This is a genomic window from Affinibrenneria salicis, assembly GCF_008710095.1.
Window position 1 is genome coordinate 134,679 of the sequence record NZ_VYKJ01000001.1, and the last position, 26,769, is coordinate 161,447.

Consider the following 26,769-nt stretch of genomic DNA (forward strand, 5'->3'; position numbering starts at 1 on the left):
GAGAATTGTCGGGGAAGACGGCCCGCGGAGCGCCATGCCGGCGCGGGCCGTTTACGTCACAGACTACAGCGCGAGAATTTGCATTAACTGCTGATAGAGCGCCTGCGCGCTCTGTTCGTAGCCGGCCTGGGACAGATGCACCATGTCCGGGCGCGCCAGCCCTTCGCTGGCCCAGCGCTGAATAGCGCATTCGCCGCCCATGTAATCGCGCCAGTTCCAGAATAGCGTATGTTGCTGGCGCGCCACCGCCTGCTGTACCTGAATCACCGTATTCAGCAACGGCGGCTGCATCTGCTGGCAGGAACCGGCATCGGCACGCTTTATCGAATCGCCGGGTCCGAGCAGCAATACGACCGCCTGCGGCGCCACGCGGCGCAGAGCGGCGATTTTACTCTCCAGATTCTGACGATACTGCGCCGCATCCAGCGACGCGTTAAAGGCCTCGTTGGTGCCATAAGACAGAATCACCATATCCGGCTTCATCTGCGCCAGCGTCTCCGGCCAGTCCTGCCATTTGTCCAGCATGTTGATGGTCGCGCCGTTGATGCCGAGGGCGGACAGCATCACGCCGGGCCGATCGCGGGCGATTAACCATCCTCCCAGCTGCAACGACGCGCCCTGGTTCACGCTGGCGTTCAACGGCAACGCGGCGGGCGCGGCGGATGAAAAGCGCCAGTTGCCGTCCGTCGCGGGCAACGGCAGCGTCCGCTGCTGGCCGGCCGACTGAAGCGCCAGCGTACTCTGGCCGGACGAGCGATACAGCGCCTGCACCAGATAGCTGTCGCCGGCGCGCCGGCTATTCAGGATGACGCTGGCCTGCTCGCCGGCCGGCTGGGCCATCATGCCGCCCAGCGGAAAATCCGTGCGCTTCTCTTTACGGCTGGAGATCAGTTGCCACGCCCGTTTATCGGCCGCGAAACTGATCTCCGCGTAGCGCTGGCCGGGCACCGCCACCGGACTGATAAACCCCGGACCGCCATCGCCGAAGCGGCGTTGCAGTTGCTGACGCAGCGCGCCGGTGAAGAAATCCGCCGCCGTATGCGAATCGCCTAATTGCACAATGTGAATGCTTTGCTGCGAGGCGGAGCGCAATTTTTCCGCCAGAGCACGCAGATTAGGCTCATCGAAATCGGTTAACTGGTGCGCGATAGCGGCATTTTCCTGCTCGCCGCCCTCTTTCGCCGGCCGGTTCCGATCGTTATGACAGGAAACCAGCAGCGAAAAAAGCACGACAAACACGCCTGAACGTATCAGGAAGGAGCGATTAGGGCTGAGATGTTTCATCTTGATGGCTTACAACCTGGTTATATTCCACTAATGATAACACATCGCCGGCGATCGCCTGCTGGCCGGCCAGGCTAAAGTGGATGCCGTCTCCGCTGCGCAGCTTCACTCTACCGTTGCCGTCGCCGGCATAGTCGGAATAGCTATCCGTCTGATATTTAAATATTTCATTGACCGCCACATAGCGCTGCCCGGCCTGACCGACTTCCTGCAAATACAGTGTATTTAAATATTTCATACTGTCTGAAAGTTTCTTCTTACGCATATTCGGCGGGCCGATCCAGATCACCTGCACGTCGTGTTGCCGCGCCTCGGCCAGAATGGTGTTGATGCGCTGGCGATAGAGTTGCATCCACTCATCGCTGCCGAATTTCAGGTATTTTCCGCCGCCCGGCGCCGGCATATCCCAGGGATCGTTGGGCCCGAGGAATACTACCAGCAGCCGGATATCGGCATTGGCGCGCAGCGCCTTACTGATGGTTTCCGGCCAGTTGAAGAAACTCGGATAGGCCAGACCGGTGCTTTGTTTGCTCAGATTAATGCTCTTAATGCCGTAGCGCTCGCGCAGCGTCTTCATCATATGAGGCGCGATGCCCTGCATCATCGAATCGCCGGCGAATAACACTTTATCGCCCTCGGCCAGCACCACCGGCTTCTTCAGCGCGGTAAAATTGATCACCACCGCGTCGGCCGGCAGGCTGGCCGGCCGGTGCGCCGCGCCGGATTGACGCGCCATCGAGGCGGAGGCCGCCCGGCTGCGCAGCAGCCATTCGGAAGAAAAACGTTCGCCGGATGGCGCACTGGAGGAGGCCAGCACGCCCTGCGGCGCCAGCGGCCGGGTTATTTCCGGCTGGCCGGCCGCCAGCGATGCCTCTTCCCCGCTATCGTCCGACAGCGGTTCATCGCCGTTCAGCGTCGCACTGAACGCCTGCAGCCCGGCGGTCACGCCCTGATGCAGACGGTCGCCGGTTGCCCATACGTCATAGTCCGCCAGCCCCGCCCACGCGCTCTCCTGATGATATTTCTGCTGCCAGAACAGATTGAGAGAACGCTGATTCAGCCAGACCAACGCCAGCGCGGTCACGACCAGAATATAAACCACCTTTGCCGCGGCTCCGCGCCCGGCGACAGACTGCGCGTCAGAAGTTGGCATAGATAAACCCCGGGATACCGGATGGCGCGAAGATAAATACCATCATTAAAAACAGAACCAAAGGAATGGGATAAATAAACCAGGGAATGCGCTGCTGCGTCTCCGCCAGAAAACGTTTGAACGTCACCAGTTGCGGATAACAGAGGAACAACAGTCCGGCCAACGCCAGCAGCGCGCTTTCCTGCGACCAGCCCACCCGCCATGAACCGCTGAACAGCTGTTTCAGCATCAGCAGCGCATCGTCAATGGTGCTGCTGCGGAAAAACACCCAGGCGAAGCAGACATAGTGAAAAGTGATCAAACGGGCCGCGAGACGCGTGAACGGATTGCCCTCGCGCGCCGGGAAAAAACGGTCTTTAATTTCCAGCCCAATCAGCCCCAGTCCGTGCAGCGCGCCCCACAGTAAAAAGTTAATACCGGCGCCGTGCCACAGGCCGGAAATCACCATCGCAATAAACATATTGATATTCTTGCGAATAACGCCGCGTTTATTGCCGCCCAGCGGGATATAAATATAATCGCGAATAAACAGCGACAGGCTGATGTGCCAGCGCCGCCAGAACAGACGCAGGTTTTCCGCCAGATACGGCGAGTTAAAATTCTGCGGTACGGCAAAACCCAGCAGCAGCGCTAACCCGGTGACCAGATTGGTATAGCCGGAAAAATTAAAGTAAATTTGCCAGGCATAGGCGTAAATCGCCAGCAACACCTGCGCGGCGCTGAAATTCGCCGGCGAATCAAACACCGGGTTTACGTAATGTTCGGATAAAAACGCGCTGAACAGAAAGAGTTTCGCCAGCGCGAACGCGATCAACGCAATCGCCCGAGATGGCTGCAGCAGCGCGCGGCCCGACGCCTGAATTTGCGGCAGCAGATCTTTGGCCCGGTTAATCGGCCCTGCGACAATACTGGGGAAAAAACACAGATACAGCAGCAGATCGGCCAGCGGCGCCGGTTTAATTTCTTTCTTCTGCACCGAAACGACATAGCTGACCGAATGGAATATATAGAAAGACATCCCCAGCGGCGTTAGCAGTTCCAGCACCGGCAGATCCACATGCAGGCCGAAACGTTCGAATCCCTGCTGCACCGACTCCTGCAGGAATGAATAATATTTGAACGCCACGAATAAAACGATAATGACAAACAGGAACAAATTATACGTCATGCGCGCCGACGTATATTTATATTGAGCAAACACATTGGCCAGCAGGTAGATCAGCAGGCTGTAAACCACAAGGATTAATAAAAACTTTATATTGAACAAAGCAATAAAAAGATAGCTTGCCGCGATCAGAAGCACGTTCTGCATTTTTATATTTTTCTGGCACAGCCAGTACAATATAAAAAAGATGACGAAAGAACCCGCAAACTCAAGAGAGAAAAAATCCATATAAAACTCAAAGCTCTATTACGCCGATCCGGATGTCGCCCCTTAACGGGCGCATCTGCCACTTTACCCGCCATACTTCAACTTGTAGATGCGTCGGGCGCGCTCAATTACTCGCTCCCCCCTGCGGCGACGCCGGTCGGGGTAAGAAGACAAAGCCAACGCACCTGCATCTGAAAAATGGAGGGATACCGCTCAACGCCAGACGCTGCAAACCCTGAAAACGCCCCGTTAAGGCGGCAAGCCAGGCGTTAAGGCTATGATTCTACTAACGCCCTGTTACTCATGGTTATTTTCCCGCCTGGCGCGGCTCTATTATCATACGCCGTTCGGGCGGCATAGCAATATGGCGCGGCGCCTGGCTAAAAAATTTACCAGCGGCAGGCGCGCCTGCACGGGCGGCTTACGCCGCGCGTTAAACGGACTCAGATCGCATCGACGGCGGTCGTGGTAGTGCGTTGAATTTGCGAGATCAGATGTTCATTGTGATCGAGGATGGTGTGCAAATAGCGATTATAGGTTTCGCCGCGCTGCGAGTAATTATCCAGGTCGTTGATCAGATGGCGAGCTTTATCCGCTTCATTACTGTCGCGCTGCCGCTCACGCGACTCGCGCAGAGACTGATAGGCGCCGTGCGTATTCATGTTCAGCATATAGTCGCGCACGGATTCTACTATCGAACCGTATGACTGATAGCCGCTCTGCGCGTTGCGCTGTCCGCAGCGCCGGTGAGCGCAGCGCAGCCCGAACAGATTATTGTTCTGCTGAGCCAGCTTCGAGGTGCCCCAGCCGGATTCCGTCGCCGCCTGCGTCGCCACCAGATGAACCGGCAGCGTATTGACGCGTTTAAGCAGGGCATCCCAGTTCACCTGTTTGGCATTCGCGCCGCAGCTGACCCGATAGCGGCTACAGATTTGCTGCAGACGTTGCGCATCCGCCGCAGCCCAGGTGGCGGAGTGACGTTTGTTAAGCAGCCAGTCGCGTTCCTGACGAATGATCTGGTTTTGCTGAGTGATAACCGGGACAACGGCTTGCAGGAATGCTTTCTTACGGGGTGTGCCAGAAGGGTATTTTCGCAAATCAGGTAAATGTTGTTGTACGTTATTGCGAGAATACTCTTCATCTGCTGCGGCGGTCCGCCTGTCTGACGACGCCCAGGCCGGTGCGGCAAGCAAAACTATTAAGAAAGCGAATCCACATACTGTCCTCATTAACGCTGAGGGCATTTTTCCTCCTCTAAAACAACGGAAATCAGGCTGGAAGCGCTGAAGGTGGGGGATAATAGCGAATTAATCGCCGCCTGACCAGGTGAAATCGTCTACAATTGCGGCAGGGACAGAGGAAAATTCCGCGCGACGACGGGTCGTACGCCGCGGCGGGCAGGCGTGGCCGGGCCGGACAGCCCGCTACTGAGTCATGTTTAAGATAGTTCTTATATTGCTGGCGCTGGTGGCGATCACGTCGATGGCGCCGGTGCGCAGCGCGCCGAGAATCGCCAGCGCTTTGGTGTTTTCCGACGCAATGGCGATCACGCAGGGGATCTTGTGCAGTTCCTCGATGCTGACGCCGATAACCCGGTCGTTCATCACGGTATCCACATGCTGCCCCTGCGCGTTGAAGAAGTCATAGCCGGCGATATCGCCGATTACGCCCTGATTCAGGCTGGCGTCGATGATCTCGTGCGGCGTGAACCAGCCCAGCTTAACCATATAGCTGTTCTCATTCATGTCGCCGATGCCCACCAGCGCGACGTCCGCTTTACGGGCCCGATCCAGCGTCTCTTTAATCGTGCCGTTTTGCATAAAAGCCTGTTTCAGCGACCGATCCTCAACGTAGGCCGGCGCATACAGCGTTTCGCTGCCGCCGCCAAACCTTTTCGCCAGCCGCCGGCTGATATGGTCGGCGTTAATCGCATCGCCGGGCCGGTGGGTGCCGCCGATGCCGCAAATAAACTTACAGTTTCTTTCCGCCACATTGCCGACGTAATCGGCCACCGCGGCCACGTTGCGCCCCTGACCGACGGCGACCACCATACCGTCTTTCAGCGTTTGCGCCAGATAGCCGGAGGCCAGCGCCGCCACCTGGCGCCGCTGTTCGTCTTCATCCTGATTGTCCAGCGCAATCAACGCTCGCTGAATGGGAAAGCGCTCCAGCATCTGCTGTTCAAGCCGGGTGCTGAATACCGGGTGGTAACGCACCGAGATCTCGACAATCCCCTCTTCCTTTGCCCGCCGGAGCAACCGTCCGACCTTAATGCGCGAGATACCGAATTTTTTGGCAATCTCTTCCTGAGTGATTTCGTCCTGATAATACGCGACGGCGATTTCAGTCAGCAGTTCACTATCCTGAGATGCTGGTTGTTTTTCCATGCGGCAACGATTTCCTCACGCAGAGTTAAGCCGATAAAGGTGCGGGCGCACCAGGAACACCGTGGGATTGTTGCACGCAGTCGCCGGAGGCTCAAGCCCGGCGCAACGATCGGCGCCCGGACGGCGCGCGAAGCCGGCCGACCTCGCGCCCTGCGCCGGGCGGCTATCGCGCCGGTTTAATCAACGCGCTCGATAGCGTCGATCTTCAGCATGCGCGCCAAAACCAGATCGAGCTCCTTCTCATCAAAGATGGTTTTCCAGTCGGGCCGGATAATCTTTTCCTTACCGTATTCGATGGCGATCATGCAGGCATCGGAGAATGGGTTGCTGCTGCGGAACGCCACCGCCAGCGCAATCTGAATATGGCCGTACAGCATCGCCTTCGCCGCCGCTTCCGGCACGCCTACGCCGTGGATGGTTTCATCCAGCGCCTCTTTCATCAGCGTACCCACCATGCAGGCGACCGTCTCCACCAGCGTCGGCTCCAGGTAAGCCAGCTGTTTTACCGTTACCCAATGCACCGCTTCCACCGGGCCGTACATCACCCCGATCACCTGCGCCAGCTGACCGCGCTGCGCGTCGCTGCCGGTCTCCCAGGCGGCCACCACGTGCTGAGGCGCCGCCACGCCGCCGAACATATCCGCCTGCTGCTCAGCGGTGAAACGCGCCAGAAAAACCGAAGGATGGCAGGGATGCGCCACCGCATAGTCAATATCCGGCCGGCGGGCGATCAACCCGGCGTAGGCGGCGGCCGGATCCAGCGTAAGCAGAACGGCGGCGGGCTTCATCAGCGGCACCACCTGGGCCGACACGCTTTTCAGCGCGATATCCGGCACGGCGAGGATCACCACGTCGCTGAGCGGAATCACGCTATCCGCCTGCGACAACTCGCGTCCCACCGCCAGTACCTGTTGCTGCGCATGCGGCGAATTTTCGCAGTAAAAGATCTGATAAGCGCTTTTTTGCAGATTGGCGGAGATACGCATCCCCATCTTGCCGCCGGCGCCCAGCAGGGTAATCGTCTTTAGCTCGGTAATCATTATTATTTACTCCTCGGATTTGCGGGAACAGAGATAATTCAGGCTGTGGCGCGTCCAGGCGTCCTCCAGCCGGCAGGTCGCATCGGCGTCGGACTGCCACGGCAGCCAGTGTTCGATGATCTGATTAATGTTTCTCTCGTCTGGCCGGACGGTGCGGTACAGATAGTCATAATCCAGCAGTCCGCTGCCCAGCTGACAGCCGGAGTAAGTAAAACCGACCCAGCCCGTCTGACGGGCGAAGGCGAAATCTTTAATATGCAGATTCACCACCCGATCGGCGGTCAGTCGGATAACGTCATTGGGATACTCCAGCGCGGCCACGCAGTTGGCCGCGTCCAGACAGATGCCCAGCGCCGGGCTGTCGATATGCTCAACCACCGCCAGCAGATCGCGGGTGGCCACCTGTTCGTAGGTTTCCAGGCCGAGCACAACGCCCTGCCGTTCGTACTGCGGCAGGACATCGCGCAGCAGCGCTTCGGCCTGCTGCGCCGTTGGCCGGTGATCGGCGCTATTGAACATAGTGCGGACGAAACGGGCGTCCAGCGTCCGGGCCAGATTAAGATAGCGCCGCAGATGCTCGCGCTGAACGCCGCGCGTCCCCAGTTCAAGCGCAATCCCTGCGTCGGCGGCGTGCTGACGCAGCCCCTCCAGCGCGCGTCGGGACAGTTGCTCCAGCGCGCCGTAATCGCAGATCTGAAACACGCTCGCCCCCAGTTCGGCGGTTTGCGACAGCATCTCATCCAGCGCTATCGGCTGTGCGACGCGCTCAGACGCGCGCCAGAAAAAAGCGTAGGTGCTTAATCCCATCGCCATTATTTCCGCTCCTGTTGTTGCGCCGCCTCGTCCAGAATGGCGCCGAACGCCGCCGGATCGTGGGCGAAACGGCCGAGAAACAGTCCGTCGAACGCCGGGCCGGCCTGCGTCAACAGCCCCGGCCCGGCGCTGCCGCCATAAATCACCCGCCCGTCATGCCGCGGCAGCAGTTGCTGCAGACGCCGCGCCAGCGCCCGGCACACCGCCCCCGTCTCCTCGACCGGCGCGGGCGCGCCGCCGCCGATCGCCCATTGCGGTTCATACGCCACGATCACCTCGCCGCTCAACCGCTGCGTCAGCGCCGATTCCAGCGCCGCCTCAAGCTGGGTCAGGCACAGTTCGATCGTTTGCGCCGGCCTGCCCTGCCGCGCCTCACCCACGCACAGCACCGGCGTCAGCCCGTTGCGCAGGGCCGCCGCGATTTTCAGCGCCACCCGCTCATCGCTTTCGCCGAAGTCGCGCCGCCGCTCGGCGTGACCGACCTCGACATAGCGGCAGCCCATCTCGCGCAGCAACGCCCCGCTCACCTCGCCGGTAAAGGCGCCGGCGTCCTCCCAGTGCAGATCCTGCGCGCCCACGCCGATTGGCGTGTCGGCCAGCAGTTCGCAGACCGGCGCCAACGCGGGGAACGACGGCAGGACAAACAGCTCGAGCGCGCTCAGCGCGTCATGCGGCCGGCGCCCGATCTCGGCGCGAATCTGGCGGCACCAGTCGAGCGTCTGCCGGTAGCCAAAATACATTTTCAGGCTCACCCCGAGGGTAAGTTTGCGCTGGCTCATTGGTCGCAGATCTCCCGTCGCGCCGACGGCTCAACGCCGTCTTGCTGCCAGATATCCGCCACCGCGTTGAGGATCAGCGCGAGAGAAACTGCGCCGGCATCGGGCGTACCGAGACTGCGCTGCGCCAGCGGACGGGCGCGGCCAATGCGCGGCAGCAGGCGCGCCGTCTCTTCGGCCGCCTGACTGGCCCGCGCCGCCGCCTGACGCCACGCCTGCGGCAGCCCGGCCCCGTCCTCGTTCACCGCCTGCGACAGCGCGTCGCTAAAAGGGATCAGCGCATCGACCAGCGTTTTGTCGCCCGGTCGCGCCTTGCCGAAGTGCATGATGCTGGCGCAGGCCTGACGCACGCCCTCCGCCACCCGGCGCGCATCGGGCGCCAGCTCATCGCCCAGGACGGTGCCCAGCGCATTCAACGCCACGCCCCAGATCGCGCCGGACGTACCGCCCGCGCGGTCGGCCCACGCGTCGGCGGCGCGCTGCAGCAGCGTCCCGGCTCCCGCCTCGCGCGCCAGCATCTGCTGCGCGCAGGCCGCCGCCGCCAGCACGCCGCGCTCCATACCGATACCGTGATCGCCGTCGCCGGCGACGGCGTCGATACGCCCCAGTTCAGCCGCATGCGCCACGATCGCCTCGCGCGCCGCGTCCAGCGCCTGGCTCACGCAGCGGGCCGACCGGCGCGAAACGCGGGTAGCAACGGGGATAACGTCGGGCTGTTCGATCCTCTCCTGCGGCGCCAGCGGTTCCGCCGGCGCCATGCTGCCTTTACGAAAGGCCGGCGTATTGGCCGGCGCCTGCCAGCCGCGCTGCAGCTCGTCATCCAGCCAGCACAGGGTGAGCGACAGACCCGCCATATCGAAACTGGTCACCAGTTCGCCCACTTCCGGCTCGACCACCGTCAACCCGGCCTGCGCCAGCCGCTGCGCCACTCGCCGGTAAACCACGAATAGCTCCTCATATTTCACGCCGCCAAGCCCGTTGAGGATCGCGCATACCCGTTGCCCGTCCTGCGCCTCATCGCCGGACGGCGCTTCATTGAGCAACGCCGTCACCAGCAGATCGGCCAGCTCATCGGCGGCAGGAATCGGCCCTTCCTGAATACCCGGCTCGCCGTGGATGCCCATCCCCAGCGCCATGATGCCGGCCGGGATCGTGAATAACGGCTGATCCGCGCCCGGCAGCGTGCAGCCGGAAAAGGCCACGCCGAGCGAACGGGTGCGCGCGTTGGCCCGCGCGGCGATCTCCGCCACCTCGTCCAGCGAGCAGCCGGCCTCCGCCGCCGCGGCCGCCACTTTGAACACCACCAGATCGCCGGCGACGCCGCGCCGTTTATCGCGTTCGTCCGCCGGTGCGCTGGAGATATCGTCGGTCACCGCCAGCAACCGGCAGGGAATGCCCTCCGCCTGCAGACGCGCGTGCGCCTGGCCAAAATGCAGCACGTCGCCGGCGTAGTTGCCGAACGCCAGCAGGATGCCGCCGCCGTTATGCGCGGCCTTCGCCACCGAGCAGATCTGCTGGGCGGAAGGCGATGCGAACAAATTCCCCATCGCCGCCCCGTGCGCCAGCCCCTGGCCGACCAGCCCGGCGAAGGCCGGATAGTGGCCGGAGCCGCCGCCAATGACGATCGCCACATCGCCCGGCCGGCTGCGCGTACTCCGAACCACGCCGCCGGGCACCTGACGCACCTTATCGGCATGGGCGGCAACCAGGCCCTCCGTAAGTTCGCGGGCGAAGGCGGAGGGTTGGTTAAACAGATAGGTCATATCAACGCTCCTGGGTTAGCGGATTGACGGCGGGTAATTTGTCCGCACGGCTCAGCAGCGCCATCAGCACGGCGGACAGCAGCATCAGGCCGCCGACGATCATCATCGGAACGACGTAGGTGCCGGTAATGCCGCGCACCATGCCGGTTATATAGCCCGCCGAAAAACCGGCGACATTGCCGATGGTATTAATCAGCGCGATGGCCGCCGCGGCCGAGGCGCCGGTCAGGAACTGCGTGGGCAGCGTCCAGAAATTGGGTAAGGCGGCGAAAATAGAGCAGGCGGTGATGGTAATCACCGCGATGGTGGCCGTCGGCGATCCCATAAATAACGCCAGCGGTACGCTAACGGCGCCGGTCAGCGCCGGAATCGCTATATGCCAGGTGCGGCAGCCGCGACGGGTGGCGTCTTTCGACCAGAAATACATCGCCACCGCCGCCGGTAAATAAGGAATAGCCGTGATTAACCCTTTTTCCATCACGTTGAAGGTGGTGCCGAACTGCTGCTGGAAGCCGGCGATAATGGTGGGCAGGAAGAAGGCCAGCGCATACAGGCCATAGATAAAGCCGAAATAGATCAGACACAGCACCCAGACCCGCTTATTAAACATCACGGTCATCACGCCGGGATGATGGCGGGTATTCTTCTGCGCGTGTTCGCGCTCCAGTTCGGCAACCAGCCAGCTTTTTTCCTCGTCGTTCAGCCAACGCGCCTGCGACGGCCGGTCGACCAGATAGAACCAGGTGATAATCCCCACCAGAATGGCCGGTATCGAGACGCCGAGGAACATCACGCGCCAGCCGGCCAGCCCGAACAGGCCGTGCTGGTCGATTAGCCAGGCGGCCAGCGGCGCGCCGAACACGATAGTCAGCGGCTGCGCCAGGTAGAACAGCGACAGGATCTTGCTGCGATAGCGCGCCGGCACCCACATGCTCAGAAACAGGATAGCGCCGGGGAAGAAACCGGCTTCCGCGATCCCCAGCAGCAGACGCAGGGTGTAAAGCCCTTCCACGCTGCTGACCCAGGTAAACAGCAGCGACACGATCCCCCACGACACCATGATGCGCGCCAGCCATTTACGGGCGCCGAAACGGTGCAGCGCGAGGTTGCTGGGCACCTCCAACAGAATATAGCCGATAAAGAAAATGCCGGACGCCAGGCCGAACTGCGCGACGGTCAGCCCCAGATCGTTATTCAGTCCGTTCGGACCGGCGAAAGAGATTGCCGTGCGATCGAGAAAGTTAATGAAAAACATCAGCCCGACGAAAGGCACCAGACGCCAGGATATTTTGCTGATGGCCGACTTTTCGACGGCCGCGACAACGGAGTGAGTATTCATACGCCCTCCGCCGGCATGACGGCCGCGTCCGACGCGCGGGCGCGCTCATTCCATCGCGGATGCGCCGCGCCGATCTGGCCCGGGATGCCGCCGCCCCCGTTCTTTTCGTTCATGCAGGTCTGACACATAGCTATGCCCTCAGAAAAGGTTTATATCATTAACACACCAAATGAACATATGAACGATACCCCTGAGGTTAATTTTTGCCTAATCTATGGTTGCAAAATTGTGAGCACGATCTTTATCTGCGTCAAAAATCGCCAAAAAAAACGGTAAAAATATGAGTTTCCACACCATGACAGTCTTCTAATCTCGCTGAAAATACCAACCAAAATATTGATTAATATAAAATTTAATACAATCACCGAAACAATAACTACCTGAATAAGAAACAGGTTGAGGGTTTGTTATCAACCCCACCGAAACGCGCTAGTCGGGTAAAAAACGATCCGAATCACGCTTTCAATAAAATAATGCGGCAAGCGCCACGCCATTCAAAATATCAATCATTGAACATTTGAACAAAGCGAGCTATGTTAGCCCTGCCGGAAACGCCGCCGCCGCGTAACGCCTCTCGCCGGCGACTGGCGCGCCGGCCACGTTCATTATCAGCCAGCAGGAGATTGATATGCCTTCCATCGCGATTGGCGCCGACGGCGCCGCCATTGATTTAAAAAATCAGCTTGTGGCTTTCCTGCAACACAGCGGGCTGCAGGTGACCGACTACAGTCAGACGCCGGCTGAAGCGGACCCGATGTATCCCGACGTCGCCTGGACAGTGGCGCAGGCGATCAAAGCCGGCCGCCATGCGCGCGGCATCCTGCTGTGCGGCACCGGCATCGGGATGAGCATCGTCGCCAATAAGGTCGAGGGGATCCGGGCGGCGCAGTGCCATGACACATATTCCGCCGGCCGCGCGCGTAAAAGCAACGATGCGCACATCATGACGCTGGGCGCCAGAGTGATCGGGCCGGAACTGGCGAAAGAGATTGTCGCCGCCTGGCTGGCGGCGGAATTCGAGGGCGGCGGATCCGCCCCGAAGGTGGAAAAAATTCGTTATTACGAACAGCTGAACCAGCGGCCATAAAGCGCATGCGGCGACGTTCGCATCGTACGTACGGTCTGCGCTTGCCGCCGTCTCCATCCGGTCCGTCGTCAGGCAAAACCTGGCCCGCATCCGCGGGGACGGCACGGCGGAGAGACGGACATCCTGAGTTTTATCAGCACCGGCGCCTTTCCCTTTTACGCAGCAGGATGAGGATAATCAATGAAACGCGCTCAGCCAGATGACGGCCGCAGCGGGTCTGAACCCGCCAACGCCGACGCCCGAAACGGCGGCACGCCCAGGCGCCGATGAAGAAGGAAATGACGACTGAAGAGAGAGCGCGGTTCGCCGCCTAATCAGACCGCGCAAGCTGCGACGCCGCCGCCCAAAGCGGCGCTTCGCTGGCGGCACGCCCAGGCGCCGATGAAAAAGGAAATGCCGACTGAAGGGAGAGCGCGGTTCGCCGCCTAATCAGACCGCGCGGACTGCGACGCCGGCCGTCACGCGGTAAAGAAGTTCGCCGTGACGCGCAGCGGGTTACGGCGGTCACGATACCCGGCGCCGGGCGGAAGAGCGCGAGGCTTATACCTGCTCCAGCGCCAACAGCTCTTCGATAGTCTGACGGCGGCGGATCAGCCGCGGCACGCCCTGTTCAAACAGCACTTCCGCCAGCAGCGGCCGGCCGTTGTAATTCGACGACATGGAGGCGCCATAGGCGCCGGTATCGTGAAATATCAGCAGATCGCCGGGCTTCGCCTCCGGCAGCGCAATGGTTTCAACGCCGCCGCCCGCCTGTTGGGTAAACACATCGCCGGACTCACACAGCGGCCCGCCCACCACGCTGTCGCGCAGCGGCGCCTGACTGACATCGCGCCCGTCGCCGGCCAGCAGCGTGATATGGTGATAACTGCCGTACATCGCCGGCCGCATCAGGTCGTTGAATCCGGCGTCGACCAACACAAAATGCCGGCTCCCCATATCTTTCACCGCACAGACTTCCGCCACCAGCACGCCGGCTTCCGCCACCAGAAAGCGACCCGGTTCAATTTCCAGCGTCACCGGATGGCCGAGATGGGCGGCGATCCGTTCGCGCGCCTTATTCCACAGGCCGAAATAGTGCGTGGTGTCGATCGCTTCTTCTCCCGCGCGATAAGGGATCGACAGGCCGCCGCCGGCGGAGATAGCCTCAATATCCTGCCCCAGACCGATGACCTGCTCCACCATCGCATCGCACACCTGCTCCAGATGGCCGTAATCCACGCCCGAACCAATATGCATATGAATGCCTGCCAAACGCAGCGAGTAACGCTGAATCTGACTCAGCGCCTGCGGCAGATCGCCGTACCAGATGCCGTGTTTGCTATTTTCGCCGCCGGTATTGGTCTTCTGGCTATGGCCATGGCCAAAACCAGGGTTAATCCGCAGCCAGACCGGGTGGCCCGGCGCCTGGCGCCCCAACTGCTCCAGCATATCGATAGAGCCGGCGTTGACCGGAATATTCAGCGCCACGACCCGCTGCAGCGTAGCGCGATCCAGCAGGTCGGCGGTGAACACGATCTCATGCTCGTCGGTGCCCGGCACAAACCCGGCGACCAGCGCGCGCTCAATCTCACCCAGCGATACCGAATCCACTTTGACGCCCTGCTGACGCATCAAACGCAGTATGTGAGTATTGGAACAGGCCTTCTGCGCAAAGCGGACGGTATCGAACTGACGCAGTTTTGCGATACGGTCAATGATAGTACGGTCGTCATAGGCCCAGACCGGGCAGCCGAAACGGGCGGGCAGCGCGCGCAGATTGTGCGCGTTCAGCGCGTGCGCGACGTCATTCAAATCGTGTGGCATAGCCGTCCTCTGAAACAGATCGATTCATTCAATGCGGTCATTATGGCGTGCGCCGCACTCTGCATAAAATATCTGTTTAGCCAGACTCTATTCATTTATGATATGGATGAATTGAAGCGGGGAGGCGCTATGGCCGGGGTATCACTGCGACACATCGAGATTTTCCATGCCGTCATGACCACCGGCAATCTGACGGAGGCGGCGGCGCTGCTGAGCACGTCCCAGCCGACGGTCAGTCGCGAACTGGCCCGGTTTGAAAAACTGGTTCAGATGACGCTGTTTGAACGACTGCGCGGTCGGCTTTATCCCACCGCCCAGGGGCTACAGCTGTTTGAAGAGGTGCAGCGATCCTATTACGGACTGGATCGAATTATCAGCGCCGCGGACGATATTCGCCGTTTTCAGCAGGCCCAGCTCTCCATCGCCTGTCTGCCGGTTTTTTCCCAGTCGCTGCTGCCTGACGTGTGTAAACCGCTGCTGACCCGCTATCCGTCGCTCAGTCTGCATATCGTGCCGCAGGAATCGCCGCTGCTGGACGAGTGGCTGTCCGCCCAGCGCCACGATCTTGGCCTGACCGAAAGCGACAGCACGCCGGCCGGCACCGAACGTTGGACGTTGATGACGCTGAACGAAGTCTGCGTGCTGCCGACCCGGCACCCGCTGGCGGCTAAAGCACGGCTCACCCCGGCCGATTTCGCCGGCGAAAACTACATCAGCCTGTCCAGCGCCGACAGCTACCGTCAACTGCTGGATACATTGTTCCTGCAGGCGGGCGTCGAACGCCGGATGGTGATAGAGACCCACAGCGCCGCTTCGGTATGCGCCATGGTCAGCGCCGGGGCGGGCATTTCGATCGTCAATCCGTTCACCGCGCTGGACTACGCCGGCATGGCGGCCCGGGCGATCGCGGTACGCCCGTTCAGCATCGAGGTGCCGTTCACCGTCAGCCTGATTCGCCCGCGGCATCGGCCGGCCTCGGCGCTGGTCGATATTGCGATCGAGCAATTGCGCCAGTATGCCGACGCCGTTCCGGCCCGCCTGCGCCAAGTACTGTGCGCTTAGGCCGGGCGCTAAAAAACCGCCGCGCCCCAGGATTAACGCTACCCGCGCAGCGCCGCCAGCCGCGCGGCAAACTGCGTGCGCCAGGCCGCGGCCAGATAAGGCAGCGACTGCAGCGTTTCCAGCACCGCGACGTCCTGTTCGTTGCCGAACAACACCTGCTGCACCCGGCTGAGCGTCCAGTGAGGATGCGGACGATCGGCCAGCATAAAGACATCGCCGACCCGGACGTCGCCCTCTTCCAATACGCGGTAAAACCAGCCGTTTTTGGCCAGGTGATGCATGGCCTGCGGCATTTCAGGATCGTCGAAACGCTCCTCCATGGTGTGGCATGCTTCGCGCCCCCAGGAGACCTGAACCCGCGCCGAGCCGACCTTTAACACATCGCCAATGCAGATATCCGCCTCGCTCATCCCCTCGGTGGAGAAGTTTTCGCCGAAAATCCCCGGCTGCGCCAGCAGATCCGCTTTGGCGGGGAAACGCTCACGCCAGAAAGCATAATGTTCCCAGGCGTAGTGCATCAGCGCATTATCGGGATCGTCGTACTGCTCGCGATCGCCGTTATCGCACTCCAGCCCGTCGAGATGGATCCGCGCCGCGGGCGCGCTGCGCTTCTGTTTAACCGGCGGCAGCGATTGATCCGCATAGCTTAACGTGTTGCATAAAATAGCCTTCAGGCTGGCTAACCTGACCGGCGTCACTTTCTCTGTCATTACCGTCTCCTGCAAGTTGCGCCGGCCGCGCGCCATCCGTTTCGACGCGCGGCCGGCGCGATTCTTCCGCGCTGCGCGTTTAGAATTTATATTCAACGCCGGCCCAGTAGTTACGCCCTTCTTCAATAAAGCCTTCCGTATAGGCATAGGTCTTATCGAACAGGTTATTCACCGAGGCATTAACGCTCAGACCGTGACCGATTTCATAATCGGCGCGCAAATTGGTTACCGCGAACCCGGCGGCTTTCTGGCTGGCGTCGGTACTGCTGTAGCTGGATGAGCGCGCCTCTTCAGACGCGGTAATGCTCAGCGTGCGCCACGGCGTAACCGTCACCCAGCCGACCAGCGTTTGCGTCGGCAGACCGGTAATTTTGCCGATCTCTTTACGTTTCGCATCGCTGTGGATCGCGCTGTAATTAAGCCCGATCTTGACCAGCTCGGACAGGCTGCCGTTGATGCCCACATCCAGACCGGCGTAGTCTACCCGGCCACTGTTACGGTTCTGCAACGTGTTGGCGTCGATATTTTGCGTCAGAATCGCGTCGTTGACCCAGTTGTAATAGACGCTGGCCTCGTAGCCCCAGCTATCGCTGATATAACCGTTATAGGTCAGGTCGACGCTGCGCGCCCGTTCAGCATTCAGATGAGGATTAACCAGCACCGTCTGGCCGGTGGCCGCTTTACTGGTGGTGTAACGCTCTTTCAGCGTCGGGAAACGGCTGCGGTCGGACAGCGACAGCGCGATCGTATCCCGGTTATCGAAATGGTATTTCGCCATCGTCTGCCAGTTAAATGCGCGCTGGTCGTTATCGTCATAGTGGATGATGTCGCCGTTACTGCCATGCTTCATGCTCTGCAGGCTCTTGCGCCAGTCATAGCTGATGCCGGCCACCACATCAAGATTATCGGCCGCCGCCCACTGATATTCGCTGGCCAGTGACCAGGTACCGTCTTTGTAACGATCATAAGGCGCGGTTGTCGAGCCTTTCTCCCGATGCACATCCTCTTTCCAGTGGGCGGCGAAGGAAAGCAGATCGCTCTCACGCATATCCGCCGACAGCTGCAGCCCGGCGCCGTTGCTGAAATCATCGTAGCGGCTGTAGCTGCCGTTTTTGTTTTGCAACGCCGCGCGCGTGTTATACATCAGCAGGGTATTTTTGAAAGTATCGTGCCAGGCGCGGCTTTTCAGGGTAAAACGATCGCCCAGGCGAGTGGTGCCCTGATAGTAATAACTCTCTTTGTCATATTCCGGCCACTGCCAGTAGCGGGCCGCCTGACCGCTGGTGCCGGCATACGGCGGGCTGTTCTTTTCGCCATCCTGCTTGATCCAGGTGAAGGTGTACTCATCGTTTTCGCGCGGCGTGAAGCCCAGCTTAATCAGGCCGTGTTTATCATCGGACGCCGAATTCTCCCGCTTGCCGCCCTCGCCGACGACGCCGCTTTCCACGCCGTGCGGCAGCCCGACGAAGTCGCGCTTCAGGCGGCTGCCGCTCAGTTGGATATAGCCCAGATCGTTTTTCGCGCCGAACGAGGCGCTGGTGTCGTAAGCATTATCATCGCCGCGGCTCCAGCCCTGACGATAGCTCACCGAACCCTGCAGCGGCTTTTGCGGTTTCTGCGTAGTGATATTGATGGCGCCGCCCATCTGATTCGGCCCCTGCAGCAGAGAGGTGTAGCCTTTAGACACCTCGATCGACGCCAGACCCGAGGTCAGAAAGCGCCCCAAATCCAGGTTGCCGTCGTACGGCACATAAATCGGCACCCCATCATAGAACACCGGCACCTGGCGATTATCAAAGCCGCGCACCCGCACCTGCAGCTCATTGCGATTTCCCGATTTCTGCAGCGAAACGCCCGGGATCACGCTCAGCGCTTCCGCCACGTTGCGTTTGTCCAACTGCGCCATCGCGTCCTGATCAAGAATATCGCTGGTGGCTACCACCGGGCTGGACCAGATGGTCATGCTGTCTTCCTGCTGAGCCGCGTGGCTATTCCCTGTGCCCGTCAACGCAACGGCGATATATAAAAAACTCTTCTTTAATTTCATCCTGCTACCCCTGTCTTATTGTCTATTTTTTGTCATCGACACCGCTGTGCCGCGGCGGTCATTGAATGGCCGCCGCTAATCTATTGGGGATCGAGGCGTACGCTGATATCCGCGGGCGGCGCGTAATAAGGCGCCGACGTCACCAGCAGCGGCACGCCGGTACGCGCCCAGGCGTCAATCGTGTCCAGCGTAATGCCGCCGGCGAGCGAGAAACGGCAGCGGGGAGCCAGCCGAGCCGCGCGCGCCAGAAAAGCCGGCACGTCGTCGATCGGACATTTATCCAGCTGCACCATATCCGGCCCGGCGGCCAGCGCCGCTTCCGCTTGCCGGATGTTATCGGCCTCGACAATGATGGTTTTTTCCGGCGCCTCGCGGCGCAGCGCCGCCACCATCCCGCGCCAGTCGTCGGGATTGGCCCAGAAATGGCGATGGTTGGCGAATAACAAAATCGTCTCCGCACAGCCGGCCCGGTGGATAATGCCGCCGCCGGCAAGCACCGCCTGGGTCGCCAGCAGTTTGGTGCCGGGGATGGTTTTACGCGTGCAGGCGATTTGCCCGTCCGGCACGTGCTGGCGCAGAATGCGCAGCATATCGAACAGGTAGCGAGTGACGCCGCAGCTCCACTCCAGTACGTTCTGCACCGCTTTCCACCCCTGGTGCAGCGCATCGACGCGGCCGCTGACGATCAGCAAGGTATCGCCGGGCCGCACCACCCAACCGTCTTCCAGCGCCAGTTCGACCACCAGGCCGAGCCGCTGCAGCATTTGCCGGGCGACCTCAAGACCGCTGATGCAGCCGCCCTGGCGGTGCTGAAAGACCATACGTCCCTGACGGTCGCCGATGCCCAGCGCGCGCGTGGTGAGATCGCCGCCCTGAATATCGTCGAGCAGCCATTGATCGATCTGCGCCTGCGAATAAAAAATCATGCGCCGTCCTCCGCCAGCGCAACCCGATCCCAGTACACCAGCGCCCAGTCGCGAGTCGGCGAGACCAGCGACCTGTCGCTGTTGCGACGCTGCCGGTAATAGTCAAACAGCCGCTGCCGTTCATCGTCGCTCAGTTCGCCCATCGACCAGCGCACATTCTCCACCAGCCGTTCGAAAGTGGCGTTGTCGCCCTGACAGTTGGGGCCGCGGATAAAATCCACTTTGGCGCGGATCCCCATCTGGTACAGCACATTGACGGCGTAGATGTAATTGGGCAATTCCACCACCGGGCGGCCGATCGCGCGCTGAATATGAACATCCATGAACGACGGGCTGACGGTGTGGGTGGTGTAAACCCGCAGCCGCGCTTTCTGATTGAGCTTCAACATCGCCTGACGCAAATCCGCCACCAGCGTGGAGCGCGACGCCACGGCGATATCGCATTGCGGCAGATCGTCCCACTCATCCTCCCAGGCGCGGCGGATCAGGGTCGCATTATCAATGCCCTGCTCCTGCGCCCGCCGCGCGGCCAGCTGTAACATGCCGCTGCTGTAATCCACGCCGTACACCCGCTGCAGCCGGTCGGCCAGCGCCAGGCAAACGGATCCCGGACCGCAGCCCATATCCAGCAGCGTATCGGCGCCGCTGAGATCCATCTTCGTCAACAGTTGCGGCAGGTAGGTGTCCTGCGGGCTTGCGCAGCTTGCGGCCATTTTTTCCGCACGCTGATCCCAGTGTTCGGGCGTTTTTTCCGTGCGCTCGGCCAGCTTCAGCTGCTGCTGGTAGAGGTCGGCAAAATTAATTTCATCAATCAGCATGGCGGGCTCCCCTTATGTCCATTGTTCTGTTCCCAGATGGCGCCGTATCTCTTCCGGCTGTACGTGATAGAGCGCGGCTAACGCTTCGCAACTCAGCATGGTTTCGGGCGGCCCCTGGCTCACCGTGCCCGGCGGCGCGATTAACACCACCCGATCGGCGACGGCCCGGGCATGCATCGGATGGTGCGTCGCCATCAGCAGGGTCATGCCGCGCGCCCTTAGCTGGCGGATGGTATTCAGCAGGGTGATTTGGTGGCCAAAATCGAGACTCGCCGCCGGCTCATCCAGCAGCAGCAGACGCGGCCGCTGCACCAGCGCGCGCGCGATCAGCACCAGTTGGCGCTCCCCGCCGCTCAGGGTGGCCCAGACGCGATGCTCCAGATGACCAATGCCGAGCGTATCCAGCGTATGGCGAGCCAGTTCGCGTTCGCGCCGGCCGGGCGAGGAAAACACACTCATATGCACGCTGCAGCCCATCAGCACCATATCCAGCGCCTGAAAGGCGAAGGGACCATCATGCGCCTGCGGCACCCAGGCCATGACGGCCGCCCGATCCGCCGGCGACCAGTCGCCGACCGGTTTGCCGGCCAGCAGAATCTCGCCGCCGAGCGGCGGCAGCAGGCCAAGCAGCGTGCGAATCAACGTGGTTTTACCGCAGCCGTTGGCCCCCAGCAGGCAGCAAATTTCTTCGCGTCGCAGATCGAACGTCACGCCGTCGATCACCGTCCGGCGCGGATAGCCGAGGGTCGCATGGTTAAAACGCACCAGCGTCATACCCGCCCTCCGCGCAGCAGCAACAGCAGAAAAAACGGCGCGCCGATCAGCGCGGTCAGGATGCCGAGCGGCAGCTCGATGTCGCTCGCCGAGCGCGCCAGGGTATCCGTCAGCAACAGCAGCAGCGCGCCGCAGCCCATCGACGCCGGTAGCAGCCGCTGATAATTGTTGCCGGTCAGCAGGCGGCAGATGTGCGGCACCACTAATCCAATCCAGCCGATAATGCCGGCGATGGCGACCGCGCTGGCGGTCATCAGCGTGGCGCTGACGATGATCACCAGCCGCAGGCGCGCGACATTCAGCCCCATCGAGCGCGCTTCATCGTCCGACAGGCTCAGCAAATTCATCCGCCAGCGCAGCAGCAGCAGCGGCAGCATCCCGCCCAGCAGCAGCGGCGCGGCGATGCGCAGATCCGCCAGCGTAGTGGAGGACAGGCTGCCCAGCAGCCAGAAGGTGATCGACGGCAACTGGGTGTAGGGATCGGACAGAATCTTAATCAGCGAAATTACGGCGCCGCATAGCGTGCCCAGCGCGATGCCGATCAACACCAGCGACAGCACCGGATCGTGACGTTTCGCCAGCCGGGCGATCGCGCACACGCCCGCCACCACCGACAAACCGCCGGCGAAAGCCAGCGCCTGGATCAGCAGCATCGGCAGGCCAAACCAAATGGCGATGCTGGCGCCCATCCCGGCGCCGGCCGACACCCCCAGAATGTCCGGCGATACCAGCGGATTGCGGAACATACCCTGATAGGCGGCCCCGGCGCCGGAAAGCCCGGCGCCGATCAGCAGCGCCGCCAGGATACGCGGCAGACGGATCTGCCAGAACACGATGGCGGCGCGGGGATCGACATCCCGCCCTTCCGGCGCACTCAGCAAATAAAACACCTGAGCGGGCGTCAGCGAGAAAGCGCCGCTCATCAGAGCCAACGCCACGCAGGCCAGCGCCGCCAGACAAAGCAGCAGCGTAACGCGCCGGGAATTCATGCGTCCCCCATCAGACGCTGGTATTGCGCATCGCTGAGTTCGCTGTGGTAGAACAGCGTGAAGAACTCGCGCATGTCGTCTTTAAAGCCGGCCCGCAGCCGCGCGTCGAAATGCGCCTGCAGCCGCCGCATCCCCAGCAGCCGGTTAATGCCCGGCGGCGCGTCCAGCCAGCCAAAGGGAAGACCGGAGAACAACAGCACCTGACGCTTAGCCACCGCGTCGACACCCTGCCAGACGGGATCCTCGCAAATGTAGCGCCAGGTGACGGGATCCTGCGTCAGAATGATATCCGGTTGCCAAAGCAGCAGTTGCTCCATCGATACCTGAGTCAGGCCGCTGCGATCGGCCTGCTGCGCCACATTTTCCAGCCCGAGCAGTTCCGCCGCCTCGGTATGCAGCGAGTGGCGCAGCCCGGTCTCCAGACCGCGCGCGCCGCGCGCCGCGTAGAAGCGAACATTCGCCGCCGGGCTGCCCGCGAACAGCGCCGCGTCGGCTAAAAAACGTTCGGCCAACAGCGCCTGCGATTCCGCCCGCCGCTCCTCGCCCAGCAGCGCGCCGACCTGACGCAGCTGTTGGGCGGAATCCGCCAGCGTGCCGTCAATCAGCACCAGGGGGATGCCGGTTTGTTCGGCGATTCTGCTCGCCTGCGAGCGCCAGGTGCCATCGGCGCTGCCGCAATCGATAATCATGTCCGGATTAAGCGCCAGCACCTTTTCCAGCGACAGCGTACTGGCCCGCCCGGATAAGCGGCCCAGTTTGGTTAAATGACAGAGCGATGAGGAAAACCAGGCGCAGTTATCGCCGGACAGATCAAACGAAGAGAGACCGGGCAACTTCTCCGGCGCGACGGCCAGCAATAACAGATCGGCCGGCGCGCCGGCGCTCAGAATGCGGCGGACACGTTCAGGCGGCGGAAGCTGGCCAAAGGGAAAGAGTAATGACGATGCGGCCCGTACCGGGCCGGAGATAAAAGACAGCGCGCAGCAGGAAGCCAGCGCGCGCAGAAATGTACGTCGGGAAATCGTCATTTTTACAACCAGAAGTAAAATAGTTACCGGAAAGCCAGAGACGCCATGGCGCTGCGCTGTTCATTTTTCAGGTTCGGCGCCGGAGGATCGCCCGCGTCGCCACGCCTCTGAAATCAATGGGATATATGCTCCATGCCCGTCATACCTCAGGTTGCAGGGCGCTGGCTACGCTGCGCGTTGTTCGAAACGATAACGTTTTGTCCAGCAACCCGAATTATCCAGAGGATAAATAATAAAAACGCCTCTCCATTACGCTATATTTTCAGATATATATCGATATTTTTATTTAAAGGCAAAAAAATATTAATGATTATTAACAAAGATTGATCGGTGTCAGTTTTCATATTCTTCCGCCGGTTGACTCACCGCAACGGAGAGCGCCGCGCGCCGCGGCCGCACAGTCCGCCGCATCGCCACCTAACCGGAAAGAAAACGATCACCATATTAAATATCAATATGTTACATACACAACAATGAAATCAAACACAATAGTTTTATTAACCATTAGTACAGTCATTCAGCAGAATTAAATAGCGACAATGACGTAAAACCATTAAATGACGGGAAGATAACGCAGATTAAGATAAAATATTATCACGTCTAATCTTTATTATTTCTTAACACTCATGACTGAAGTCTCTTTATTATCCGTCAGGGTGAATGATTATTATTATAATCGTCGATATTGCCCGAGACGACGCGTCGGGCTGCCCAAAAAGCGCGGTTCACGCTATACTGGCGGGCTAATTTTAGCCCCGGAATCAATACGGGCTGCAGGAAGGCGGCGTAAACGACTGCGTCCGACAAACAGTAAAAACGGTAAGTTATGAGCCAGAAACAGACAGAACAGAATACCCCGCCCGGCAACGACAGCGCGCAAGACACCTCCGGCCGCTGGCGCGGCCGCTTCTCCGTGGCGCCGATGCTGGACTGGACGGATCGTCACTGCCGTTATTTCCACCGCCTGCTGACGCGCCAGACGCTGCTGTACACCGAAATGGTCACCACCGGCGCCATTATTCACGGCAAAGGCGATTATCTGGCCTACAGCGCGGAAGAACACCCGCTGGCGCTGCAGTTGGGCGGCAGCGATCCGGCCGCTCTGGCGCACTGCGCGCGTCTGGCGGAGCAGCGCGGCTATGACGAGATTAACCTTAACGTCGGCTGCCCGTCCGATCGGGTGCAGAACGGCCGGTTCGGCGCCTGCCTGATGGCGGAAGCCTCGCTGGTGGCGGACTGCGTTAAAGCGATGCGCGACGCGGTTTCCATCCCGGTGACGGTAAAAACCCGCATCGGCATCGACGAACAGGATAGTTACGCCTTCCTGTGCGCGTTTATCGATACCGTCGCCGGCCGCGGCGAGTGCGATACCTTCATCGTGCACGCTCGCAAGGCCTGGCTGTCGGGGCTCAGTCCGAAAGAGAACCGCGAGGTTCCGCCGCTGGACTATCCGCGCGTTTACCAGCTCAGGCGCGATTTCCCGGCGCTGCGCATCGCGATTAACGGCGGCGTGAAAACGCTTGAGGAAGCCCGGACGCACCTGCGACAGCTGGACGGCGTGATGATGGGGCGGGAAGCCTACCAGAATCCCGGCGTGCTGGCGCAGGTCGACCGCGAGCTGTTCAATGCCGAGGCCGTGGTGCCGGAGAAGGCGGACGTCGTGCAATCCATGTATCCTTATATTGAGCGGGAACTGGCGCGCGGCGCGTTATTGGGCCATATCACCCGCCACATGCTCGGCCTGTTCCAGGGCGTGCCCGGCGCACGTCAGTGGCGACGCCACCTGAGCGAAAACGCGCACAAACCCGGCGCGGATGTCCGCGTGCTCGAACAGGCGCTGGCGCTGGTCAATCGGCGGCCAGCCTGATGGTGTATTTGCCCAACAGTTAGTCTGGTTCGCCATATCCCTCCGTCGCCCTGTCGGCCTCCTCCTGCTAAATCAAATAGTTATATTCCCCGACAGGGTGGCACGCTTCTTGTAATAACGTTGCCAACGTTATTCCGTTTCGGCCTGGCCGGACGGGTCTGACTGTGCACGATAATGACAGGAGCGCATCATGCTGGAAGTCTGTTTTGTGGTTGGATTCTTCGCGATGTTGATGGCGACCGGCATCTCGCTGGCGGGCGTGATTGCCGCGCTGTTCGTGGCGTCGCTGGCGATGTTGATCGGCGGCATGTTCGTTATGCTCATCAACCTGCTTCCCTGGCTGCTGCTGGCCGTGGCGGCAGTGTGGCTGTGGCGCAACATGAAAAATAAGCCGCTGCGCCATCGCTAAACGCCGGCGCAGGGCAAACATCCGCGGCCTGTTGCCAAAACTGTGCGCCAGCAGATATTTTCCGGCCCGCCGATCTGGCAGGATAGCACTCAGTCAGCGCCGGTCACTGCCGGCGCCTCATGTTTTCATCACTGCTGTAAACACAAAATAGCCACGCAGTGGCAGGTTTACGGTGAGTACCACGACTGTACCCTACCCACAGTCCGATGAAATCATCGCCGTCCCCCTAAGCCTCCCGCATGCGGGAGGCTTTTTTACTGCGGCGACGAACAGAGCCAGGCCGCCCTTAGTCCGGAATCAGCAAACAGGAGCCCTGCGTCTGGCGTCCTTCCAGCGCCTGATGCGCCGCCCGCGCATCCGCCAGCGCGAAGCGCTGGCCGGCGGGGATCTCCACCTTAATCGCGCCGCTGGCGATCAGGGAAAACAACGCGCCGCTGGCCTGCTCCAGTTCAGCCCGATTGGTCACATAACCGGACAGCGACGGACGCGTCACATACAGCGATCCTTTCTGATTGAGGATCGCCAGATTAACGCCGGTCACCGGCCCGGACGCATTGCCGAAGCTGACCAGCAGCCCGCGCCGCCGCAGGCTGTCCAGCGACGCCAGCCAGGTGTCCTTGCCGACGGAGTCGTAAACCACCGCCACTTTAGCGCCGCCGGTCAGTTCGCCGACGCGCTGCGCGATATCCTCCGTGCGATAATTAATCGTGGCCCAGGCGCCGGCCTGGCGCGCCCGTTCGGCCTTTTCCTGCGAACCGACCGTGCCGATTAGTTTTGCGCCCAGCGCCCGCGCCCACTGGCAGGCGATCAACCCGACGCCGCCGGCGGCGGCATGAAACAGAAAGGTCTCGCCGGACTGAATTTCGTGGGTCTGACGCAGCAAATAGTAAACCGTCATGCCCTTAAGAAAAGAGGCTGCCGCCTGCTCAACGCTAATCTCATCGGGCAAAATGGCCGCCTTGTCCGCCGGCACGTTATGCACCTCGCTATAGGCGCCCAGCGCAGACTGGGCGTAAACCACACGATCGCCCGTCTTCAGCGCGCTGACCCCGGCCCCCACCTTCACCACCACGCCGGCGGCCTCGGTCCCCAGACCGGACGGCAGCGACGGCGGCGCATAGAGCCCGCTGCGCACGTAGGTATCGATATAATTGATGCCGATGGCCTGGTTCTGCACCTGCACCTCTCCCGCCGCCGGATCGCGCGGGGTAAAGTCGACATACTCCAGCACCGAGGGATCGCCCGGCGCCCTAAACTGAATACGTTTTGCCATCTCCGCTCCTTATCATGAACAACCCGGCTGTGGCGCAGCAGGTCGTACT

23 protein-coding genes are annotated in these 26,769 nt (G+C 60.9%); 4 read left to right on the top strand and 19 right to left on the bottom strand.

What is annotated here, in order from left to right:
• Positions 1-63: 63 nt before the first annotated feature.
• The 10 genes from FJU30_RS00575 to FJU30_RS00620 form a co-directional block, all read right to left on the bottom strand.
• Positions 64-1,230 (bottom strand): SGNH/GDSL hydrolase family protein, encoded by a 1,167-nt coding sequence (locus tag FJU30_RS00575; RefSeq protein ID WP_223881485.1) that lies wholly within the window; start codon positions 1,228-1,230, stop codon positions 64-66.
• Positions 1,231-1,264: 34 nt separating this feature from the next.
• Positions 1,265-2,437 (bottom strand): SGNH/GDSL hydrolase family protein, encoded by a 1,173-nt coding sequence (locus FJU30_RS00580; RefSeq protein ID WP_150433508.1) that lies wholly within the window; start codon positions 2,435-2,437, stop codon positions 1,265-1,267.
• Positions 2,424-3,830: an MBOAT family O-acyltransferase gene (locus FJU30_RS00585; RefSeq protein ID WP_150433509.1), complete on the bottom strand. Its 1,407-nt coding sequence runs from the start codon at positions 3,828-3,830 to the stop codon at positions 2,424-2,426. Before FJU30_RS00585 ends, FJU30_RS00580 begins: the two co-directional genes overlap by 14 nt.
• 422 nt (positions 3,831-4,252) lie before the next feature.
• Positions 4,253-5,053 carry a protein bax gene (locus FJU30_RS00590; protein WP_150433510.1) on the bottom strand — a complete coding sequence of 267 codons (801 nt, stop codon included), beginning with the start codon at positions 5,051-5,053 and terminating at the stop codon, positions 4,253-4,255.
• Between the two features lie 180 nt (positions 5,054-5,233).
• A complete protein-coding gene (locus tag FJU30_RS00595; RefSeq protein ID WP_150433511.1) occupies positions 5,234-6,196 on the bottom strand; it encodes a sugar-binding transcriptional regulator in 963 nt (320 codons plus the stop codon).
• A 176-nt stretch (positions 6,197-6,372) separates the two neighbouring features.
• A complete protein-coding gene (locus FJU30_RS00600; RefSeq protein WP_150433512.1) occupies positions 6,373-7,236 on the bottom strand; it encodes a phosphogluconate dehydrogenase C-terminal domain-containing protein in 864 nt (287 codons plus the stop codon).
• 6 nt (positions 7,237-7,242) lie between these two features.
• Positions 7,243-8,049 (bottom strand): sugar phosphate isomerase/epimerase family protein, encoded by an 807-nt coding sequence (locus FJU30_RS00605; protein ID WP_150433513.1) that lies wholly within the window; start codon positions 8,047-8,049, stop codon positions 7,243-7,245.
• Positions 8,049-8,828: a triose-phosphate isomerase family protein gene (locus tag FJU30_RS00610; protein WP_150433514.1), complete on the bottom strand. Its 780-nt coding sequence runs from the start codon at positions 8,826-8,828 to the stop codon at positions 8,049-8,051. Before FJU30_RS00610 ends, FJU30_RS00605 begins: the two co-directional genes overlap by 1 nt.
• Positions 8,825-10,588, bottom strand: a complete 1,764-nt coding sequence (locus FJU30_RS00615) for a dihydroxyacetone kinase family protein (RefSeq protein ID WP_150433515.1) — start codon at positions 10,586-10,588, stop codon at positions 8,825-8,827. The genes FJU30_RS00610 and FJU30_RS00615 overlap by 4 nt, the downstream gene beginning before the upstream one ends.
• A gap of 1 nt (position 10,589) precedes the next feature.
• On the bottom strand, positions 10,590-11,927 hold the full coding sequence (locus tag FJU30_RS00620) for an MFS transporter (RefSeq protein WP_150433516.1): 1,338 nt from the start codon (positions 11,925-11,927) through the stop codon (positions 10,590-10,592).
• Positions 11,928-12,555: 628 nt separating this feature from the next.
• On the opposite strand from FJU30_RS00620, the gene rpiB reads away from it, so the two are divergent.
• On the top strand, positions 12,556-13,014 hold the full coding sequence (gene rpiB, locus FJU30_RS00625) for a ribose 5-phosphate isomerase B (RefSeq protein ID WP_150433517.1): 459 nt from the start codon (positions 12,556-12,558) through the stop codon (positions 13,012-13,014).
• 540 nt (positions 13,015-13,554) lie between these two features.
• On the opposite strand, the gene lysA is transcribed toward rpiB, so the two are convergent.
• Positions 13,555-14,817, bottom strand: a complete 1,263-nt coding sequence (gene lysA, locus FJU30_RS00630; RefSeq protein ID WP_150433518.1) for a diaminopimelate decarboxylase — start codon at positions 14,815-14,817, stop codon at positions 13,555-13,557.
• 129 nt (positions 14,818-14,946) lie between these two features.
• Here lysA and FJU30_RS00635 point away from each other — a divergent pair, with 129 nt between their 5' ends.
• Positions 14,947-15,879 (top strand): LysR family transcriptional regulator, encoded by a 933-nt coding sequence (locus FJU30_RS00635; RefSeq protein ID WP_150433519.1) that lies wholly within the window; start codon positions 14,947-14,949, stop codon positions 15,877-15,879.
• Positions 15,880-15,917: 38 nt separating this feature from the next.
• Here the strand turns inward: FJU30_RS00635 and FJU30_RS00640 are convergent, their stop codons facing one another.
• The 7 genes from FJU30_RS00640 to FJU30_RS00670 all read right to left on the bottom strand — a co-directional run bounded on the left by FJU30_RS00640 (position 15,918) and on the right by FJU30_RS00670 (position 23,171).
• Positions 15,918-16,589 (bottom strand): MOSC domain-containing protein, encoded by a 672-nt coding sequence (locus tag FJU30_RS00640; protein WP_191091511.1) that lies wholly within the window; start codon positions 16,587-16,589, stop codon positions 15,918-15,920.
• A gap of 79 nt (positions 16,590-16,668) precedes the next feature.
• Positions 16,669-18,636 carry a TonB-dependent receptor plug domain-containing protein gene (locus tag FJU30_RS00645; protein ID WP_150433521.1) on the bottom strand — a complete coding sequence of 656 codons (1,968 nt, stop codon included), beginning with the start codon at positions 18,634-18,636 and terminating at the stop codon, positions 16,669-16,671.
• Positions 18,637-18,716: 80 nt separating this feature from the next.
• Positions 18,717-19,562 carry a ModD protein gene (gene modD / locus FJU30_RS00650; protein WP_150433522.1) on the bottom strand — a complete coding sequence of 282 codons (846 nt, stop codon included), beginning with the start codon at positions 19,560-19,562 and terminating at the stop codon, positions 18,717-18,719.
• Positions 19,559-20,380 (bottom strand): class I SAM-dependent methyltransferase, encoded by an 822-nt coding sequence (locus tag FJU30_RS00655; RefSeq protein ID WP_150433523.1) that lies wholly within the window; start codon positions 20,378-20,380, stop codon positions 19,559-19,561. The genes modD and FJU30_RS00655 overlap by 4 nt, the downstream gene beginning before the upstream one ends.
• 12 nt (positions 20,381-20,392) lie before the next feature.
• Positions 20,393-21,154: an ABC transporter ATP-binding protein gene (locus FJU30_RS00660; RefSeq protein ID WP_150433524.1), complete on the bottom strand. Its 762-nt coding sequence runs from the start codon at positions 21,152-21,154 to the stop codon at positions 20,393-20,395.
• On the bottom strand, positions 21,151-22,143 hold the full coding sequence (locus FJU30_RS00665; RefSeq protein WP_150433525.1) for a FecCD family ABC transporter permease: 993 nt from the start codon (positions 22,141-22,143) through the stop codon (positions 21,151-21,153). The genes FJU30_RS00660 and FJU30_RS00665 overlap by 4 nt, the downstream gene beginning before the upstream one ends.
• Positions 22,140-23,171 (bottom strand): ABC transporter substrate-binding protein, encoded by a 1,032-nt coding sequence (locus FJU30_RS00670; protein WP_150433526.1) that lies wholly within the window; start codon positions 23,169-23,171, stop codon positions 22,140-22,142. Before FJU30_RS00670 ends, FJU30_RS00665 begins: the two co-directional genes overlap by 4 nt.
• Before the next feature lie 826 nt (positions 23,172-23,997).
• Here FJU30_RS00670 and dusA point away from each other — a divergent pair.
• Both dusA and pspG read left to right on the top strand, forming a co-directional pair.
• Positions 23,998-25,038 carry a tRNA dihydrouridine(20/20a) synthase DusA gene (gene dusA / locus FJU30_RS00675; protein WP_150433527.1) on the top strand — a complete coding sequence of 347 codons (1,041 nt, stop codon included), beginning with the start codon at positions 23,998-24,000 and terminating at the stop codon, positions 25,036-25,038.
• 190 nt (positions 25,039-25,228) lie between these two features.
• On the top strand, positions 25,229-25,447 hold the full coding sequence (gene pspG, locus FJU30_RS00680; protein ID WP_150433528.1) for an envelope stress response protein PspG: 219 nt from the start codon (positions 25,229-25,231) through the stop codon (positions 25,445-25,447).
• Positions 25,448-25,733: 286 nt separating this feature from the next.
• Here the strand turns inward: pspG and FJU30_RS00685 are convergent, their stop codons facing one another.
• Positions 25,734-26,720: a quinone oxidoreductase gene (locus tag FJU30_RS00685; protein ID WP_150433529.1), complete on the bottom strand. Its 987-nt coding sequence runs from the start codon at positions 26,718-26,720 to the stop codon at positions 25,734-25,736.
• Between the last annotated feature and the right edge of the window lie 49 nt (positions 26,721-26,769).

What these genes read in the sequence shown, in the direction of transcription:
- FJU30_RS00580 (WP_150433508.1), bottom strand. Translation starts at nt 2,437, where the DNA reads ATGCCAACTTCTGACGCGCAGTCTGTCGCCGGGCGCGGAGCCGCGGCA.
- FJU30_RS00585 (WP_150433509.1), bottom strand. Translation starts at nt 3,830, where the DNA reads ATGGATTTTTTCTCTCTTGAGTTTGCGGGTTCTTTCGTCATCTTTTTT.
- FJU30_RS00590 (WP_150433510.1), bottom strand. Translation starts at nt 5,053, where the DNA reads ATGCCCTCAGCGTTAATGAGGACAGTATGTGGATTCGCTTTCTTAATA.
- FJU30_RS00595 (WP_150433511.1), bottom strand. Translation starts at nt 6,196, where the DNA reads ATGGAAAAACAACCAGCATCTCAGGATAGTGAACTGCTGACTGAAATC.
- FJU30_RS00600 (WP_150433512.1), bottom strand. Translation starts at nt 7,236, where the DNA reads ATGATTACCGAGCTAAAGACGATTACCCTGCTGGGCGCCGGCGGCAAG.
- FJU30_RS00605 (WP_150433513.1), bottom strand. Translation starts at nt 8,049, where the DNA reads ATGGCGATGGGATTAAGCACCTACGCTTTTTTCTGGCGCGCGTCTGAG.
- FJU30_RS00610 (WP_150433514.1), bottom strand. Translation starts at nt 8,828, where the DNA reads ATGAGCCAGCGCAAACTTACCCTCGGGGTGAGCCTGAAAATGTATTTT.
- FJU30_RS00615 (WP_150433515.1), bottom strand. Translation starts at nt 10,588, where the DNA reads ATGACCTATCTGTTTAACCAACCCTCCGCCTTCGCCCGCGAACTTACG.
- FJU30_RS00620 (WP_150433516.1), bottom strand. Translation starts at nt 11,927, where the DNA reads ATGAATACTCACTCCGTTGTCGCGGCCGTCGAAAAGTCGGCCATCAGC.
- rpiB (WP_150433517.1), top strand. Translation starts at nt 12,556, where the DNA reads ATGCCTTCCATCGCGATTGGCGCCGACGGCGCCGCCATTGATTTAAAA.
- lysA (WP_150433518.1), bottom strand. Translation starts at nt 14,817, where the DNA reads ATGCCACACGATTTGAATGACGTCGCGCACGCGCTGAACGCGCACAAT.
- FJU30_RS00635 (WP_150433519.1), top strand. Translation starts at nt 14,947, where the DNA reads ATGGCCGGGGTATCACTGCGACACATCGAGATTTTCCATGCCGTCATG.
- FJU30_RS00640 (WP_191091511.1), bottom strand. Translation starts at nt 16,589, where the DNA reads ATGACAGAGAAAGTGACGCCGGTCAGGTTAGCCAGCCTGAAGGCTATT.
- FJU30_RS00645 (WP_150433521.1), bottom strand. Translation starts at nt 18,636, where the DNA reads ATGAAATTAAAGAAGAGTTTTTTATATATCGCCGTTGCGTTGACGGGC.
- modD (WP_150433522.1), bottom strand. Translation starts at nt 19,562, where the DNA reads ATGATTTTTTATTCGCAGGCGCAGATCGATCAATGGCTGCTCGACGAT.
- FJU30_RS00655 (WP_150433523.1), bottom strand. Translation starts at nt 20,380, where the DNA reads ATGCTGATTGATGAAATTAATTTTGCCGACCTCTACCAGCAGCAGCTG.
- FJU30_RS00660 (WP_150433524.1), bottom strand. Translation starts at nt 21,154, where the DNA reads ATGACGCTGGTGCGTTTTAACCATGCGACCCTCGGCTATCCGCGCCGG.
- FJU30_RS00665 (WP_150433525.1), bottom strand. Translation starts at nt 22,143, where the DNA reads ATGAATTCCCGGCGCGTTACGCTGCTGCTTTGTCTGGCGGCGCTGGCC.
- FJU30_RS00670 (WP_150433526.1), bottom strand. Translation starts at nt 23,171, where the DNA reads ATGACGATTTCCCGACGTACATTTCTGCGCGCGCTGGCTTCCTGCTGC.
- dusA (WP_150433527.1), top strand. Translation starts at nt 23,998, where the DNA reads ATGAGCCAGAAACAGACAGAACAGAATACCCCGCCCGGCAACGACAGC.
- pspG (WP_150433528.1), top strand. Translation starts at nt 25,229, where the DNA reads ATGCTGGAAGTCTGTTTTGTGGTTGGATTCTTCGCGATGTTGATGGCG.
- FJU30_RS00685 (WP_150433529.1), bottom strand. Translation starts at nt 26,720, where the DNA reads ATGGCAAAACGTATTCAGTTTAGGGCGCCGGGCGATCCCTCGGTGCTG.